This window comes from Kitasatospora sp. NPDC058170 (assembly GCF_042883905.1).
Taxonomy (GTDB): domain Bacteria; phylum Actinomycetota; class Actinomycetes; order Streptomycetales; family Streptomycetaceae; genus Kitasatospora.
Map to the genome: position 1 here is coordinate 34406 of NZ_JBHVUV010000044.1, position 15025 is coordinate 49430.

13 protein-coding genes and 1 pseudogene are annotated in these 15025 nt (G+C 71.6%); 11 read left to right on the plus strand and 3 right to left on the minus strand.

What is annotated here, in order from left to right:
- Window positions 1–10 precede the first annotated feature (10 nt).
- Window positions 11–886, plus strand: coding sequence for an aminoglycoside phosphotransferase family protein (locus tag ACFVVX_RS34645; RefSeq protein WP_387951658.1), 876 nt, complete (start codon window positions 11–13; stop codon window positions 884–886).
- Window positions 887–1315: 429 nt separating this feature from the next.
- Entirely contained in the window at window positions 1316–3124 is a 1809-nt protein-coding gene (locus ACFVVX_RS34650) for an alpha/beta fold hydrolase (RefSeq protein WP_387951660.1), read from the plus strand.
- Between the two features lie 525 nt (window positions 3125–3649).
- Here the strand turns inward: ACFVVX_RS34650 and ACFVVX_RS34655 are convergent.
- Window positions 3650–4067: pseudogene (locus ACFVVX_RS34655) on the minus strand (BrxA/BrxB family bacilliredoxin).
- Window positions 4068–4787: 720 nt separating this feature from the next.
- Here ACFVVX_RS34655 and ACFVVX_RS34660 point away from each other — a divergent pair.
- The 8 genes from ACFVVX_RS34660 to ACFVVX_RS34695 all read left to right on the plus strand — a co-directional run bounded on the left by ACFVVX_RS34660 (window position 4788) and on the right by ACFVVX_RS34695 (window position 11721).
- Window positions 4788–5468 (plus strand): glyoxalase, encoded by a 681-nt coding sequence (locus ACFVVX_RS34660; RefSeq protein ID WP_387951662.1) that lies wholly within the window; start codon window positions 4788–4790, stop codon window positions 5466–5468.
- A 229-nt stretch (window positions 5469–5697) separates the two neighbouring features.
- Window positions 5698–6111: a VOC family protein gene (locus tag ACFVVX_RS34665; protein WP_387951664.1), complete on the plus strand. Its 414-nt coding sequence runs from the start codon at window positions 5698–5700 to the stop codon at window positions 6109–6111.
- Window positions 6112–6258: 147 nt separating this feature from the next.
- Complete coding sequence (locus ACFVVX_RS34670) at window positions 6259–6693, plus strand: YdeI/OmpD-associated family protein (protein ID WP_387951665.1); 435 nt, start codon at window positions 6259–6261, stop codon at window positions 6691–6693.
- An 81-nt stretch (window positions 6694–6774) separates the two neighbouring features.
- On the plus strand, window positions 6775–7197 hold the full coding sequence (locus tag ACFVVX_RS34675) for a DoxX family protein (RefSeq protein ID WP_387951666.1): 423 nt from the start codon (window positions 6775–6777) through the stop codon (window positions 7195–7197).
- Between the two features lie 199 nt (window positions 7198–7396).
- Entirely contained in the window at window positions 7397–7840 is a 444-nt protein-coding gene (locus ACFVVX_RS34680; RefSeq protein WP_387951668.1) for a pyridoxamine 5'-phosphate oxidase family protein, read from the plus strand.
- Window positions 7841–8167: 327 nt separating this feature from the next.
- The gene (locus tag ACFVVX_RS34685) at window positions 8168–8917 is read left to right on the plus strand and encodes a translation initiation factor IF-2 (protein WP_387951670.1); all 750 of its coding nucleotides are present in this window, start codon (window positions 8168–8170) and stop codon (window positions 8915–8917) included.
- Window positions 8918–10090: 1173 nt separating this feature from the next.
- On the plus strand, window positions 10091–10795 hold the full coding sequence (locus tag ACFVVX_RS34690; RefSeq protein WP_387951671.1) for a hypothetical protein: 705 nt from the start codon (window positions 10091–10093) through the stop codon (window positions 10793–10795).
- A 314-nt stretch (window positions 10796–11109) separates the two neighbouring features.
- On the plus strand, window positions 11110–11721 hold the full coding sequence (locus ACFVVX_RS34695) for a hypothetical protein (protein ID WP_387951673.1): 612 nt from the start codon (window positions 11110–11112) through the stop codon (window positions 11719–11721).
- Window positions 11722–11942: 221 nt separating this feature from the next.
- Here ACFVVX_RS34695 and ACFVVX_RS34700 read toward each other — a convergent pair whose 3' ends face one another.
- Both ACFVVX_RS34700 and ACFVVX_RS34705 read right to left on the minus strand, forming a co-directional pair.
- Window positions 11943–12785, minus strand: coding sequence for an alpha/beta fold hydrolase (locus tag ACFVVX_RS34700; RefSeq protein WP_387951675.1), 843 nt, complete (start codon window positions 12783–12785; stop codon window positions 11943–11945).
- Between the two features lie 4 nt (window positions 12786–12789).
- On the minus strand, window positions 12790–13434 hold the full coding sequence (locus ACFVVX_RS34705; protein WP_387951677.1) for a dihydrofolate reductase family protein: 645 nt from the start codon (window positions 13432–13434) through the stop codon (window positions 12790–12792).
- Window positions 13435–13888: 454 nt separating this feature from the next.
- Between ACFVVX_RS34705 and ACFVVX_RS34710 the strand changes: the two genes are divergently transcribed.
- Entirely contained in the window at window positions 13889–14821 is a 933-nt protein-coding gene (locus ACFVVX_RS34710; protein ID WP_387951679.1) for a DMT family transporter, read from the plus strand.
- Window positions 14822–15025: the final 204 nt, after the last annotated feature.

The following is a 15025-nucleotide window of genomic DNA, read 5'->3' on the forward strand; positions in this document are numbered from 1 at the left end:
AGAGAGCCAGATGACCGACATCACCGCCGACCTCGTACGAGAGCTCGTGGCGGAGCAGTTCCCGCAATGGAGCGACCTGCCCGTCAGCCCCGTCGAACCGCAGGGCTGGGACAACCGCACCTTCCGGCTGGGAGCGGAGCTCGCCGTCCGCCTGCCCAGCGCGGAGGGCTATGTGGCCGCCGTCGAGAAGGAGGATCGCTCCCTGCCGGCGCTGGCCCGGTTCCTTCCGCTACCGGTGCCCGAGGTGGTGGCGACCGGACGTCCGAACGGCCGCTACCCCTTCCCGTGGTCCGTGCGGCGCTGGCTGGCCGGCGACACCGTGGCGGGCGCGACTGAACTCGACCGGACCGTACTGGCACGCGACCTCGGAGACGTTCTGACCGCCCTGCGGGAAGTGCCGACCGAGCACGGCCCCGCCGGGGGGCGGCACTCCTATTTCCGGGGCTGCCACCCTAGCGTCTACGGCGACCAGGTCGAGACCGCGCTGGCCACCCTCGGGGACACGGTCGACGCCGTCGCCTGCGAGGCGGTGTGGGCGAACGCGCTGACCTCCGCCTGGCCCAACGCACCCGTCTGGTTCCACGGCGACGTCGCCCCGGGCAACCTGCTCGTCACCGGCGGCCGGCTCAGCGCCGTCATCGACTTCGGCACCTGCGGTGTCGGGGACCCGGCCTGCGACCTCGTCATGGCGTGGACGTACTTCGAGGGCGAGGAGCGGCAGGTCTTCCGGAAGGCGGCCGGCCTGTCGGACGAAGTCTGGCGTCGGGCCCGCGGATGGGCGCTGTGGAAGGCTCTCGCCACCATGGGCGGCCTGTCCGGCCCCGACCCCGAGGGCTTCCAGACCCGGGTGCTCGCCGAGGTCCTCCACGACCCGGTGATCGGCTGACGCCGGCCCCACCGGTCGGAGTACCCGATCAGGCACCCACCCCGGACAACCCGAGAGACAAGGATGGAGATCAGCATGACCGAGACACGATCGGACCGGGCATCCGGTCGCCGATGACGCGGACGGTGGCGCGTCTTCCGGCCGATCTTCTCTTCGGGCACGTCGCTCCGGCGGGCGACCATGCTGTGCGCGGCGACGCAGGAGGTACAGCGGACTGCGCGGACGCCATTCATGGGGCATGCGCTCCGGAACGCGCGGGCGGAGCAGTAGGGCCACCCTTCCGGAGCGCCTAGCTCATGCGAGGAGGGCAAGCGCGAGAATCGCATCAACATCACCATTTCTGGTGAATGTTGACGAGGCATCAGTTTGCTTCTCGCTGCTCTGATCATGATGCCGATCGGCATCCGATTACAGAGAAGGTGGTTCCGAATGACCAGTGACCCGACTCCGTCGGTCACCGAAGCGACGCTCACCGACATCGCCACCAACGGCGTCTGGGGCCCCGGCCACAGCGTCAGCCAGGCTGTCATTGATGTGTCCCGGGCGCTGCTCGCCTCTCTTCAGGGTGAGGAGGGCGTCGAACTCCCGCCGGAGCTTTCGGAGCTGGTGGCCGATGTCCAGCGGATCGCCACGATCTCACTGCCCCGCATCACCGCGCACGACGGTGTCCGGCTGTCGGCGTTCAGCATCAAGCTGAACGACAGCACCCCCCGCCCCGTGGTGATCGTGCCCGCCGGGTGGAACCCGTACGGCTGGCTGCCGTTCCTCTACGCCTACCTCAAGCTGGCGCAGCGCGGCTACCACGTGCTGGCCTACTCCCCGCGCGGCATCGGCATCAAGGGCTGGTTGTCGACCTCCGAGGGCTTCGTCAACGTGGCCGGGCCCGACGACTGGGCCGACGGCTCGTCCGTGATCGACTACGCGCAGGAGGCCCTCGACCCCAGCCGGATCGGCTTCCTCGGCGAGTCCTACGGCTCTGGGATCAGCCAGCTGGTCGCCGCGAACGACCCGGCCAATCGCGTCTCCGCGGTGGTCGCACTGAGCACCTGGGGGAACCTCGCCACCAGCCTGTACAACAACGGCACCCGGCACCTGGAGGCCGTGCAGGCGCTCATCGACTTCACCGGCGGCCCGCTGGAGGAGAAGTTCGACGAAACGACCCAGGGGATCCTCAAGAACTTCCTCAACGGCCGAGACCTCGACGAGGTGGTCGAGTGGGGCACCGAACGCTCCCCGCAGACCTACGTCGACCAGACGAACGCGCGGGGCATCCCGACGTTCGTCTCGAACACCTGGCACGAGACGCTGTTCCCGGTCAACCCGGTGATCGACCTCTTCGAGCGGCTCACCGTCCCGAAGCGGCTGAACCTGTGGATCGGCGACCACGGCGCCCCCGAGGGCCCCGGCCTGGCCGGGCTGGTGCTCGCCGGCCTGCCGTTCCCCGGGCTGGCGGTGCCGACGCGGGAGGCCTACGAGTGGCTGGACCACCACCTGCTCGGCGCGGACAACGACGTGCCGAACTGGCCGGCCGTGAACAGCCAGAGCATGTTCACCTACCAGACGGTCACCATCCCGGGCGGCACCAAGCTGATCACCGTCCCGGCGCGCCGCGAGACGTACGCGTCCTGGGACGAGGTCACCACCGGCAGCGAGGCCTGGTACCTCACCGGTGCCGGCGACACCGGTGACGGCACGCTCACCGACAAGCCGACCGCCGGGTGGTCGCGGGACTTCGAAGCCGGCGCCCTGACCTCCTCCGTCGCGGGCGAGCTGCTCAAGACCGGGCAGCAGGAGTGGTTCGGCAACCCCAAGTCCTACGAGCCGGCGAAGTTCGAGCACGGCCAGCTGCTGGTCTGGTCGACCGACCCGCTGACCGGCTCCGACAAGGTGGCCCGCCGGATCCGGGGAGCCGCCACCGTGCGGCTCACCGTGCGCAGCAGCGTCGACGCCGCCACCGTGATCGCCTACCTGTACGACGTCGCCCCGGACGGCACCGCCCGGATCATCACCCACGAGCCGTTGACGGTCACCGACCTGACCCCGAACGTCAGCACCACCGCCAGCTGGACCCTCCAGGCCGCCTCCTACGACCTGCCGACCGGCCACCGCATCGCCCTGGTGGTCAACAGCCGTGACCCGCTGTACTCCTACGCGGGCTCCGACCTCCCCGCCCTCACCACCACCACGGTCAGCTCCGTGAGCGGGAACGAGGCCCGACTGGAGCTGCCGCTGGGCTGACACCCCAGGGCTCCACTACCCGTACAGCAGCCCGCCGATCGGCATACAAGCGGGCTGCTGTACGGGCATCCCCGGGGCCGCGCGGGAACGGCACCGGTCACCTCGTGCTCATCAGGGGGGTTGTACGGACTCCTGAAGGTCATGCCGCGGCCCGCGGGGCACAGCATTGACGGGCATCGCCCCGCCCAGAGCAAGGGCCGCAGCGCCGCCCGTTGCCCCTCGTAGCCCCGCAGAAGGCCGACAGGCCGGACGACACCGGGCCCGGGCCACCCGGTAGCCCTCGTCGCGGCCTACAGTTCCGCCCAGCCGCACGCCCGCCCGCTCCGGGCGCGAGCAGGTGGCCGCCCTGGTCTGTGCCCCGGACGATCCGTGGTGGGAGGTTCGGGTACTGCACGCGAGGCTCTGCCCGGTGAAGGACCGCGGGGTGTGACCAGGTCGGGTCGGAGGGCGTGACCTCTCATGTTGGTTGGGCCGATTCCCCTTCCGGCCCAGGGTGCCCTCTTCGGGTTCCCTGGGCCGGGGGTCCTACTGGCCGAATTCGTCGAAGGCGCTCTGGAGGTCGGCGGCGACGGCGTTGGCGTCGCGGCCCTCGATGCGGTGGCGCGGGATGAAGTAGACGAGTTCGCCGTCCTTGAAGAGGGCGAAGGAGGGGTCGGAGGGCGGGATGTCCGCGAAGTAGGAGCGCATCCGGTCCGTTGCGTCCAGGTCCTGCTCGGCGAAGACCGCGATCGGGGCGGTGGGAGGTGTTCTCCAGGGCGATGCGGACGCCGGGCCGGGCCATGCCCGCCGCGATTCCCTTCACGGAGTTGATGGCCACCAGGGTGACCCCGGACTTGGCCTTCTCCATGGCGCTGTCCACGGCGTCGCTGGTCAGCAGGTCGGTGAAGCCGATCTCGGTCAGCTCCTCGCGCATCGGCTTGACCAGCATCGGTGAGTACGGCATGCCCACTCCTCACTTAGAGAGAAACATCGATTGCTCAGCGTATCGACGCGGCCTCGGCTGGACGGACGATTCGGAAGCTGTGTCTGGTCGCCGAATGTGCCGGTGAGGCCGCCCACCAGGCCCGCCAGACCGGCGATGCCGCCCACCGCGGCCTTGCGGGCGCCGCCGCTCAGGCCCTAGGCAAGCGGCTCCAGCTCCGGCACGGGGCCTGCTCGACTGAGGCCAGCGCCTGCAGCTCGGCCACCGCCTAGTGGTCCGAGGCGGTGGCCACATCTGTGAGCAGCGAAAGTGCTTGGGAGAGCAGCTTGCGTGCGGCCGGGCCCAGCGGTGCCGTGGGCAACTTTCCTGTGTGCTGCTGGCCGCGGTGTAAACGACTACTACGTAATGAGGCGGGCCGACTGCGACAAGGGGGACGTTCTATCCGTCCGGGAGGTTGGTGACGTCCCGACCACGATGACCGTCTCGGTGGCCGTTGCTGGTCTTCTGGCACACCGTCCCGGCGCATCAGGTCCCGCACCGCGAACTCGAAGGTGCGGTGGTGGAAGCGGTCGATCTGGGGGAGAGAGAACCGCAGGCCGTGGCGGCGGGCGTTCTTCTCCCACCACCCTCTGCGCTGTATACAACGTCCCGCGCGGTTGACCGGGCGTCAGGCGGTCCGGAGCAGGCCTGAAGACCGGTCAGGAATCGAGAAGCCCCGGCCGCCGTGCGGCCCCTAGCGTGATGGTCATGGCAACCACCGCTTCCACCGCAGCCCGCACGGCCCTCTCGTCCGTCACCCTTGAGGTGTCCGACCCTGAGGCCGCCCGCCGCTTCTACCGCGCCTTCGGCGTGGACACGCGCATCCGTCTGCGGGCGTCCGAGGCGCAGTCCACCGGGTTCCGCGGGTTCACCCTGGCGCTCACGGTGTCCGGGCCGGCCACCGTCGACGGCTTCTTCGGCGCGGCCGTGGACGCCGGCGCCACGGTGCTCAAGCCCGCCGCGAAGTCGCTGTGGGGCTACAGCGGCGTGGTCCAGGCCCCGGACGGCACGATCTGGAAGATCGCGACCTCGGCGAAGAAGGACACCGGTCCAGACACCCGCGAGATCGACGGGGTCGTGCTGCTGATCGGCGTCGAGGACGTGAAGGCCACCAGGCAGCTCTACACCGACCGGGGCCTGACCGTGGCCAAGAGCTTCGGCGGCAAGTACGCCGAGTTCGCCCCCGGCCAGGCCGCCCCCGGCCAGGCCGGCCCCGTCACGCTGGCGCTCTACAAGCGCCGGGCCCTCGCCAAGGACCTCGGTGTCCCCGTCGACGGCACCGGCTCGCACCGCGTCGTCCTCGGTGGCACCGCCGACGCCTTCACCGACCCGGACGGGTTCGCCTGGGAGGCCGCCGCGTCGCCCGCCCCCACCCCGTCCTGACTCCCGGCTCCCGTTCCCGCCCCCGCTCCCGGATGTGCGGGTGCGGCGGCTCGCCAAACCTGCGGACATCGGCAAGGTGGGGCGGGGCTGGTCTGCTACTGAACGGTCGAGAACCTCCAGCAGATCCAGAACACACGCGCCAGGTCGGTGTCCGGGCCTTGCCCGGATGCCCGGTTGGGCACATGATCATCCACGCACCACATAACCGCTCATGTACAAGGGGTAAGACATGAAGGCGCACGTCAGCTCGATCCTCCTCGGTGTCCGCGACATGGAGCGGGCCAAGCGGTTCTACACCGAGGGTCTCGGCTGGAAGATCAAGAACGACTTCGGGATCTCGGTGTTCTTCGATTCGGACGGCGCTTCGCCGGTCGGCTTCTACGGCCGCGAGGGCCTGGCCGACCTGGTGGGCACGGAGGCGGAGGGCAGCGGGTTCAGCGGGCTGGTGCTGACCTACGTCGTGCGCAGCGAGGCCCGGGTCGACGAGGTCATGGCGGAGGCCCAGAAGGCCGGTGCCACGGTCCTCAAGCCGGCCGGTGCTCTGCCGTGGGGCGGGTACGGCGGCACCTTCGCCGACCCGGACGGCTACGTCTGGAGCCTGGGCTACAGCGACCAGGGGGCCGACCAGCCCTACGCGGAGTAACCGCGATGGCTCTCAGCCGTCCGGGACGGCGGGGCGCGTGCCGCTGCCGTCCCGGACGGCCGGGACCCGGGGATGGGAAGCGGGAGCGGCGATCGGAGCCGGGCGGGCGGGGTCCGCGGTGAGCCGGCAGGACGAAAGGGAGGGATCATGAAGTTTCGGGCCCAGGTGGAGCCGCCCGAGCCCATGCGGGGTCTGGAGGTCCCGCTGGAGGTGGTGGCGGCGCTCGGCGGGGGCGCGCGGCCGGCGGTGACCATCACGGTCAACGGGCACTCCTGGCAGAGCCGGGTGGCCATCCTGCGCGGCCGTCACCTGCTCGGCCTCAGCAACGCCAACCGGCGGGCCGCGGGCGTCGCGATCGGCGAGGAGGTCGAGGTCGAGGTGGAGCTCGACACCGAGCCGCGGGTTGTCGTCGAGCCACCGGACTTCGCCCAGGCCTTGGACGCCGACCCGGCGGCCCGCGCCGCCTACGACCGACTCGCCTACGGCCACAAGCGCGAGCACGTGCGCGCCGTCGAGAGCGCGAAGAAGCCCGAGACCCGCCGGCGGCGTATCGAGAAGGCCATCGCCGCCCTGCGGGGCTGACCCCCGAGGGCACGGACTCCGACGGCACCTCAATCGCCGTGCGGAGGCCTGACCCTGCCCGATTCCTCCGAAGGGACAAGCATGTCGAAGCGATTCATGGCCGGTCTGTACTGGTTCCTGGCCTTCGAGTTCGCGCTGGGCGCCGTGACCAAGTACTGGCCGGGCGACACGGTGCTCAGCTCGGCGTACTCCGCGAAGTTCGTCGACTGGGGGTACCCGGCCTGGATGCGCTTCGTGGTCGGTGCCCTGGAAGGCGTGGCCGCCGTCCTGCTGGTGATCCCCGACAAGCGAGCGCGTTTCCTGGGTGCCACGACCCTGATGTTCGTGCTCACCGGCGCGGTCACCACCCACATGGTCAACCACGACCCGGCGGTGGAGAGTTGGGCCGCGCCGACTCACCTCGTCATCATGGGTGTCCTCGCGCTGGCCAACTGGCCCGCCGACTGGCGAGACCTTCTGCGGGCTCCCGCCCCGTCGCCAGCAGCACCACACCCGGCGAAGTGACAATCCGCCAACCCCGACGACGGCACCGCGTGGCCGACCGCCTTCGCCGCGACAACGCTGACTCCCGTCGGCGAGAAGCGGATCGCCAGGCTGGCCAAGCAGGCAGCGAGCCGAACTCCATCACCTGGTGGTGTGACTGCCGGGTAGCAGCGACCGAACCTCCTCACCACCCGTACCCGAAAACAGGAGACCCGACGCCATGACCGCCTTGCCTCGATCGCTCGCGCAGCGCATGCAGGACACCCGGTGCCGCCTCGAGGAGGACGTCGACGCGTGGGTGGCCACGGCTGACCTGGCGGGTACGCCGTACCTGGTACCGCTGTCGTTCCTCTGGGACGGCGAGACGCTGTTGATCTCGACGGCGGCCGGTAACCCCACGGCCCGCAACCTCCGTGCCGGCGGCCGGATCCGGCTCACGATCGGGCCGACCCGCGACGTGGTCCTGATCGAAGGATCAGCGGTCGTCGCCGACGGAATCACCGACGAGGTCGCCGACGCGTTCGCGGCCAAGACCGGGTTCGACCCCCGCAAGCAGCGCAACTACCCGTACTTCCGCATCCGGCCGGAACTGATCCAGGCCTGGCGCGAGGCCAACGAGATCGCAGGAAGGGATCTGATGGTCGACGGCGAGTGGCTGACGTAACGCCCCTCCCGGGCAGGTGTCAGCGGACACGCCGAGATGGCTCTGGCGCGAATTCCCCGGTCACCCGGTCCACGCGGTGTCCGGCATCCATGAACCGTTCGATCATGGCGCGGGCCAGTCATGGCTGACCGGCTACCTCCGACTCGACCACCGCTAGGAACGCGGCCCTCGTAACTACCTGGCCTTTCGCGGCCTCGCCGCCGCCCTGTGCCGCTACAGGCGACTGGCCCACATAGGACACGGTCTGAGTACGAGTACCCGGATACTCATGCCGTCCTGAGTACGTGAGCCGTTGGCCGTCGGGCGCGGTGCCGGAAGGCTGTGCGCATGACGCGCCGACCGCTCCTGTTCACCCCGCTCCTGCTCACCCCGTTCCTGCTCACCTCCGCCTGCGGGGTGGTGCCGTCCACCGAGCACAAGGCGACGGACACCGCGCGGGAGGAGGCCGGGAAGGTGGGCCTGGCGCTCTACGGCCAGCGCCCGCGCACGGCCGAGGAGGTCGGCCGTGTCGCCGCCCGCATGCGCGGGGTGGAAGTACTGCGCCTGACGGGCACCTCGACCCACGACGGGGACGGCATTGACATGATCGTGCGCACGTCCGGGGCGGCGGCCGGCGGGTGGCCCGGGGACGAGGAGGTCAGCGTGCGGCGCTGTTTCACGGTCCGGGTGTCGCCGAAGTCCGCGTGGGGCGAGGTGCCCCGCGACGTGGACTGCCCGGACGGGCCTGCGCTGGCCTTCGCTGCGCCTCCCGAACCGCCCCGGCTGCCGTACGAGGAGCTGCAGGCGAAGCTTCCCCGGGTGCCCGAGGGCGGCCGGGTGGAGGAGGCCGAGGTGCGCCGCGCGCTCGCCTCCCTGGACCTGCCCCTGACAGTCCGAACCGAGGTGAAGGCGGACGGCGCACGGGTCGGAGTCCTCCTGGCGGTGGAGAGCAACGGCTTCGACCCGCAGGACTGCCTCCTCGCCCGCGTCAGCCCGGGGCGCACCGATGTCTGGACCCCGCCCGGGATACAGCGGATGCCCGGAGAGGGCGGCTGCACCGTAAACAACGCACTCGACCCGAAACCGGGACCACACTGACATCCGGCCGACGGCTGGCCGCCCCGAACAGAACATTCTTCGGCGCGGCCGGGGCGCGCGGGGATCATTTTGTGTCCACGGACCGCAAGATTTCCTGTCCCCCGGAAGGCAGCGCATCGTCCGTCCCGGGGACGGCCGGCCACCACGGCGACCGTCGGCACCGGCCTCGCCTACCCTCGAGCGGCTGCGCGAGCGGAACCCCACCACGCAGCCGTCGCACATCCCGTGGCAGCACGTCGCCGGGCGGCCCCGTCACGCCCGGCCCCCACGGAAGACCGATCGCCCGCCCGCGCCGCCGGCGGCACCCTCGACGGCCCCGCCGACCGCACCGGCCTCGGCGACGACCTCACGTTCCGCCCCGGCACCCGGCTGCGCAAGCAGGCGACGGCCGCACTGACGGCAAGTTGACCCAGCAGCAGACCGCGCTCCTGGACGCGCTCCACCGGCACGCCCAGACCGTCACCGGCTGACCCGCCCAAGAACCGCCACCGCCCGCCGTCCCGGCCCACCGAGGCCGGGACGGCCGCTCATACCTGCGCCTGGCGCTCACCGCCGCCGCCGGAGCGGGTGGCCTCGCGGGCGCGGTGGCTGTATGGGCTGCGGTGGCAGATCGTCACCCTCCCAGGGCTTGCCGGGCGCGCCTTCCCACGCGCTGCTGGCCCTACGGCCGAGTCCCCGCGAACTACCCCCCTTGCGTCCGCGGGACCCGGCCGGCTCGCTCGGCGCCGTTGCGTGCCGCGTCCTGACCCGGCGAAGCGCCCGAGTCCCCGAACCGAGGGGCCGAGACCGGTGCGGGCGGTACGGCCGAGGGCCAGGGATCGCGCAGGAGTGCGAACCGTCGGCTCTGTCGAAGTTCGGTGCTCGCTGCCCTGAACGAAATCCGGCGGGGACCCGTACCCCGCGCCCGGAGATCCTGCCGCGGCTGGCGCGGGCCGTCGGTGTCGAGCCAGCGGATCTGTGCACCGTGGAGCACGAGACGCTCGCGCACCCCTGCGGATCTTCACCAGCCGCAGCCGGGCGGGGGGAAGCGGAACCGGCGAGCGCGCTCCGGGTGTCTCCTCAACCGGTGGTCATGTGACTGACGATCACACACCACGCCTCGCCGGGAGGGAGCCCGCTTCCTCCGCGAGGTGAAGCCGAGGTACCCGCGAAGGAGATCCGATGATCGGTGGCATGCTGTTCCTTCTGGGCTGTGGGCTGACCGTCGTCGTGTCGGTCGTCATGGCGGCGCGCGGCACCCGCAAGGCCGTCCGGGCCACGCGGGTGGGCACGGGGATCAAGGGGCTGGCGCAGCAGCCGGGCTGGCGCCTGCACGCCGCCCCGAAGTCGCCGCGCTGGGAGGGCCACCTGGCGCATTTCCCCTGGCTGACCGCCCGGACCCACGCCAGCGAGACGGCGAGCGGGCCGCTCACGCCGACCGGGCCGCTGACGGGCAAGGAGACGACGGTCTCGATCCTGATCAAGCAGCTGGACCGCGACGTGGACATCTGGCTGGCCGTCTGCACCAAGCTGGCCCAGCCGATGGTGCGGGCCACACTGGAGCGCGACTGGAGCAGCGCGGCGCAGCAGATCCGATGGCCGCAGGGCCTGGTCTACGGGCCGCGCGGCCAGGACACCGCGGGCCTGGAGGAGGCGCTGCTGCGCGGGGGGCTGGAGGAGCGGCTGCTGGCCGTCGGGGCGCCGGCGGTGTCCTTCCTCGACGCCGAGGTGTGCCTGCTGTGGCACCCGATCCCCGACGGCCGGGCGCTGGGGGCGCTGACCGCGGCGGTGGCGGACCTGCTGCCCGAGCTGGTGCGCGCGGCCGCCGACCACGACGACCCGGCCGACGGGCCGGGTGCCGGGCCCGCTGACGGCCCGGCTCAGGCCCCGCAGGCCTGAGTCCACCGCCCAGCCCACCACCGCCCACCTGCGGTCGGGCTCAGGCCCCGCAGGCCTGAGTCCACCGCCCGCCCCGGGCGCGCGGCACGGACGCGGGCCTCAGCGCTTGGTGCCGTCCACGATGACGGGCGTGCCGCCCGTGCCGACCAGCGGGAGCTTGTGGCCGCGTTGCTGTCCGCCCCGGCTGATTCGTGGCAGGGCTGCGGGCGCTGCATGCGAGGTTGTGCCCGGTGAAGCGCGCGGCGGGTGGGGCGGGCGGCTGCCCCGCACCCTCGCGCGGGAGCCGAGCCGCTCGGCGTGGCATGCTGCCTGGCATGATCGACACTCCCGATTTCGACGCCTCGGGCGGGACGTGGTCGTTCGCGACCGCACGCGAACCGGCCGAGTTCCCCGCAGTCGCGGTCGAAGGCGTGCCCGGCGTCGAGCACGCCGGGGGCAAGGGCCGTACCCTGTGCGGGATCCGCGCCCGGTACCTGAAGCTCTTCATGCACGACTTCCAACCGCGGGCTCTTGCCTCGTGCCGCAAGTGCCGGGCACTGGCCGAGGCGGCACCGTCCCAGCCGTGCGGGCAGGAACGCCTGCACGACCTGCTCCTCCAAGAGGCCGACGACGGGCCGCTGCGCACGGACCTGCTCGCCGCGCTGCGCCGCGGCGCGAGGATCGCGATCTGGATCACCGGCCCGGCGAAGGACCTCACCCGCTTCCACTCACGAATCGAAGAGATGACGGAGGAAACCGGCCCGGCCGCCGAGGCGCTCGCGATAACCGGTGCCTCCATCACGCTGGCCCGCGTCGAGGACGCCGACCGGCAGTACCTCGTCGTCCTGCCGCCCGTCGGCCGCGCCCGCATCGCGCGTGGGGCGGCGGATGCCTCTCCCGCGGCTTCGTCAAGTCCGGTGACCCCTCGCACGCTCCCTCCTCGCTGAGCAGTTCCTGAGCGCCACCTCGCGGTCCGAGGGGCGCCACCGCCGGCACCTGCCTCACAGACATCCCCAGGTTCTGGCTGGCGGACAATCCCGCTTCGGGAACCGCCGGGTGGTGGTGGCGCTGAGCCCTGCGGCGCCCCACCCCCCGTCGCCCACCCCGTCGCCCACCCTGCCGCCCGCCTGGAGGCGGAGGCCGGACCCGCGCGGACGCCCGCCGCCCGCTATCCGAGCATGAGCATCGCCTCGGTGACCTCGCCGGCCGCCGAGTCGGGGATCGCGGTGGCGGCCCCGTCCAGGACGAGCGGCCGTGCCCCGGGGATCTCGCGCGCGAGCGCCTCGCCGTTGCCGACGGGGAAGAACCGGTTGCGGCGGCCGTGGACGACGAGCGTGGGGACCTCGATCCCGGGCAGGCGCTCGCGCCAGCGGGGTGTGCAGTCCAGCCTGGAGAACACCGTGCCCATCTGGTTGGCCATCTGGACCCAGGGTGCGGTGCCGGGCGTGCGGTCCCAGATGCGTGCGGCGGTGGCGCGCGCGGCGGCGGGGTCGTCGCCGAGGATCTCCGCGCCGGTGGCGGCGAACTCCGCGACAGTCTCACGGTCGGTCCAGTCGGGCGCCGGACGCGCGAACAGCCGGCTCATCGTCGCCTGGTCATGGCCGGGGAGGTCGTCGTCGGGCGGGCCGGGGGCGACCGCGCGGGTGCCGACCAGGGTGAGTGCGGAGAACGCGCCCGGATGGTCGAGCACGGCCACCTGGGCGACCATCCCACCGACGCCGATCCCCCCGAGGTGCGCAGGCGCCCCGCCGAGCGCGTCAGCGAGGGCCGCGGCGTCGGCGGCGAGGTCGCGCAGCGTGTAGGCGGGTGCCTGCGGATCCGCCGTCGTGGACTCCCCGCTGTCACGCAGGTCGTAGCGCACCACACGGCGCCCGCCGGCGGCGAGGCGCTCGCAGAGCGAGTCGGGCCAGGAGAGCATCGTCGGGGCGCCCGCGAGCAGGACGAGTGGTGCGTCGCGGTCACCGAACGACTCGATGCCCAGGGCGATCCCATTGGCGTGGACTGTGGTCACCGGATCACCGGAGGTCGTCGTCGTGCCCGAGGCCGCGGTCGGGGGCGCTCATGTCCCCGGTGGCGGGTGTGCCGTCGGCGAGTCCGTAGCGCAGGTACACGGTGCCGTTCGAGCCGGTTGTCGGCGGTTCGAGGAGTGTGACGTTCGTGGGTACCGCGCCATCGTCGAACACCTTTTTCCCGACGCCGAGCACGATCGGGTGCACCCAGAGGTCGAGACGGTCGAAGAGCTTCTCGCGCAGGAGGGTCTGGACCAGGTTCAGGCTTCCGACGACCTTCACGTGCTCGTGCCGGTCACGGATCTCGCGCACCGCGCCGACCAGATCCGGGCCGAGCCGGGTGGAGCCGGCCCACGGGAGGTCGGGCGTGCCGCGGGAGGCCACGTACTTCGGGACGCTGTTGAACAGTTCGGCGATCTCGCCGTCCTTCTGGTGCGGCCAGTAGGCGGCGAAGATGTCGTACGTGCGCCGGCCGAGCAGGAGGGCGTCCGTGCCCTCGTACGCGGCCAGGATCTGTGCCCCGGTGACCTCGTCCAGCAGGGGTGCCTGCCAGCCGCCGAACGGGAACCCCACCGGGTCCTCGTCGGGTCCGCCGGGCGCCTGCCCGACGAGGTCGAGGGTCGTGAACATTTCGATGTGGATGAGGCCCATATCTGTACTCCCGATGAGTTGGTCGTCCCAGTCGAGATGTAGACCTGCCGGGGCCGGAAAACTCATCGCCGCGCCGGTACCCGGGTTCCGGACCAGCCGACCGCCTCGCCCGGCACACCGTCGCCCGGGCCCGGCCCGGGCCTGTCCTTGCCCGCTGTGGTGTTCAGGTGCGGTGTCAGCGGGAAGCGGCTTCACGTCAGCGACTGCTGTCAGGGCGACTGGTGGCTCTCGTGCGCTCAGAGGTGATGGGCCCTCAACCTGCGGTGCTTTACAGTGCAAGGCATGTCTTTCGCAGCAGTTCTGTCGCCGCCCGTCCTCTGAGGCGGGTCGCCATCGACACCAGCGCGTAAGTAGGCCAACGGCCGCGACGCGCTGATTGGTTGTGCCCGCAGACGCGAGACCACGACCACCTGCTCCGTCTGGAGATTCCTTCGTGTCGAAAACTGCTGTTGCAATGATCCCTGCCTCTGTGGCGGCGCCCCGATCCGTGCGCCGGGGCCTTGCCTACCTGGCATTCGCCGGCATCACCTGGGGCACCACCGGGGCCGCCGTGGACATCATCTACCGGTCCAGCGACTTCGGGCCCATGGCCGTCTCGTTCTGGCGCTTCCTGGCCGGCGTGGCGCTGCTGCTGGCGGCCCGGGCGTTCCGTCCTGCCCGCAAGACGTCGCGGACGCCGCAGCCGCTGGGCCGCCGGGCCCTGCTGTTCGGGGGCACCGGCGTCGGCCTGGCGGTCTTCCAGACCGCCTACTTCGCCGCCGTGCAGGACACGGGTCTGGCGGTGGGCACCATCGTCACGCTGGGGGCCGCCCCGGTCTTCACCGCCGCCGGCGGGCGCCTGTTCCTGGGCGAGCGCATCGGACGCGCCGGGCTTCTCGCAGTCGCCGGCGCGCTGGCCGGCCTCGCGATCCTGGTCCTGGGCAACCAGGCGGGCGTCGTCCACCCTGTCGGCGTGGGGATGGCGCTGCTGTCCGCCGCCGGGTACGCCGTCTCCAACATCCTGGGCCGGTGGACCGGACGGCACGGCGCCGGCGAGGACCCCTACACCCTCACGGTGGGGTCGTTCGCCGTCGGCGCGGCCGTCATGCTGCCCTTCGCCTGGGGCGAGGGCGTCGTGCCGCACACCGCCCACCTGGGCCACGTCGTGCTGCTGATGCTCTACGTTGCCACCGTCACCACGGCACTCGCCTACCCGCTCTACTTCGCCGGAGCGGGCGCCGTTCGGGCGGCCACGGCATCGGTGGTGATGCTCATCGAACCGGTCAGCGCGGCGGCGCTCGCTGTGCTGTTCCTCGGCGAGCAGCTCACCGCCGCCACCGTCATCGGCACGGTGCTGATGCTCGGGGCCATCGCCGGCCTCGCGGTGGCCGAGTCACGACTGGCGTGACCGGCTGACTCAACGATGAGGCCGGTCAACCTTGACAGCCCGTCGGGTTGGCCGGCCTCATTCGGTCGGATGGCCAAAGGGTTCAGAGCAGCCGCCCTGTTTCAGATCGCCTAGTACTCCAGCAGGACTTCGACGTTTTGCCTGATCAGAGGGCTGCGCAGCGAGTGTAGTGGGCTGGTGCCCGTCAGGGGCGGTCTCCATGGG

Bases quoted from the DNA above. Each gene is read 5' to 3' on its own strand.
- ACFVVX_RS34665 (WP_387951664.1), top strand. From the start codon at position 5,698: ATGAAGGCGCACGTCAGCTCGATCCTCCTCGGTGTCCGCGACATGGAG.
- ACFVVX_RS34670 (WP_387951665.1), top strand. From the start codon at position 6,259: ATGAAGTTTCGGGCCCAGGTGGAGCCGCCCGAGCCCATGCGGGGTCTG.
- ACFVVX_RS34690 (WP_387951671.1), top strand. From the start codon at position 10,091: ATGCTGTTCCTTCTGGGCTGTGGGCTGACCGTCGTCGTGTCGGTCGTC.
- ACFVVX_RS34710 (WP_387951679.1), top strand. From the start codon at position 13,889: ATGATCCCTGCCTCTGTGGCGGCGCCCCGATCCGTGCGCCGGGGCCTT.
- ACFVVX_RS34680 (WP_387951668.1), top strand. From the start codon at position 7,397: ATGACCGCCTTGCCTCGATCGCTCGCGCAGCGCATGCAGGACACCCGG.
- ACFVVX_RS34685 (WP_387951670.1), top strand. From the start codon at position 8,168: ATGACGCGCCGACCGCTCCTGTTCACCCCGCTCCTGCTCACCCCGTTC.
- ACFVVX_RS34695 (WP_387951673.1), top strand. From the start codon at position 11,110: ATGATCGACACTCCCGATTTCGACGCCTCGGGCGGGACGTGGTCGTTC.
- ACFVVX_RS34660 (WP_387951662.1), top strand. From the start codon at position 4,788: ATGGTCATGGCAACCACCGCTTCCACCGCAGCCCGCACGGCCCTCTCG.
- ACFVVX_RS34645 (WP_387951658.1), top strand. From the start codon at position 11: ATGACCGACATCACCGCCGACCTCGTACGAGAGCTCGTGGCGGAGCAG.
- ACFVVX_RS34705 (WP_387951677.1), bottom strand. From the start codon at position 13,434: ATGGGCCTCATCCACATCGAAATGTTCACGACCCTCGACCTCGTCGGG.
- ACFVVX_RS34650 (WP_387951660.1), top strand. From the start codon at position 1,316: ATGACCAGTGACCCGACTCCGTCGGTCACCGAAGCGACGCTCACCGAC.
- ACFVVX_RS34675 (WP_387951666.1), top strand. From the start codon at position 6,775: ATGTCGAAGCGATTCATGGCCGGTCTGTACTGGTTCCTGGCCTTCGAG.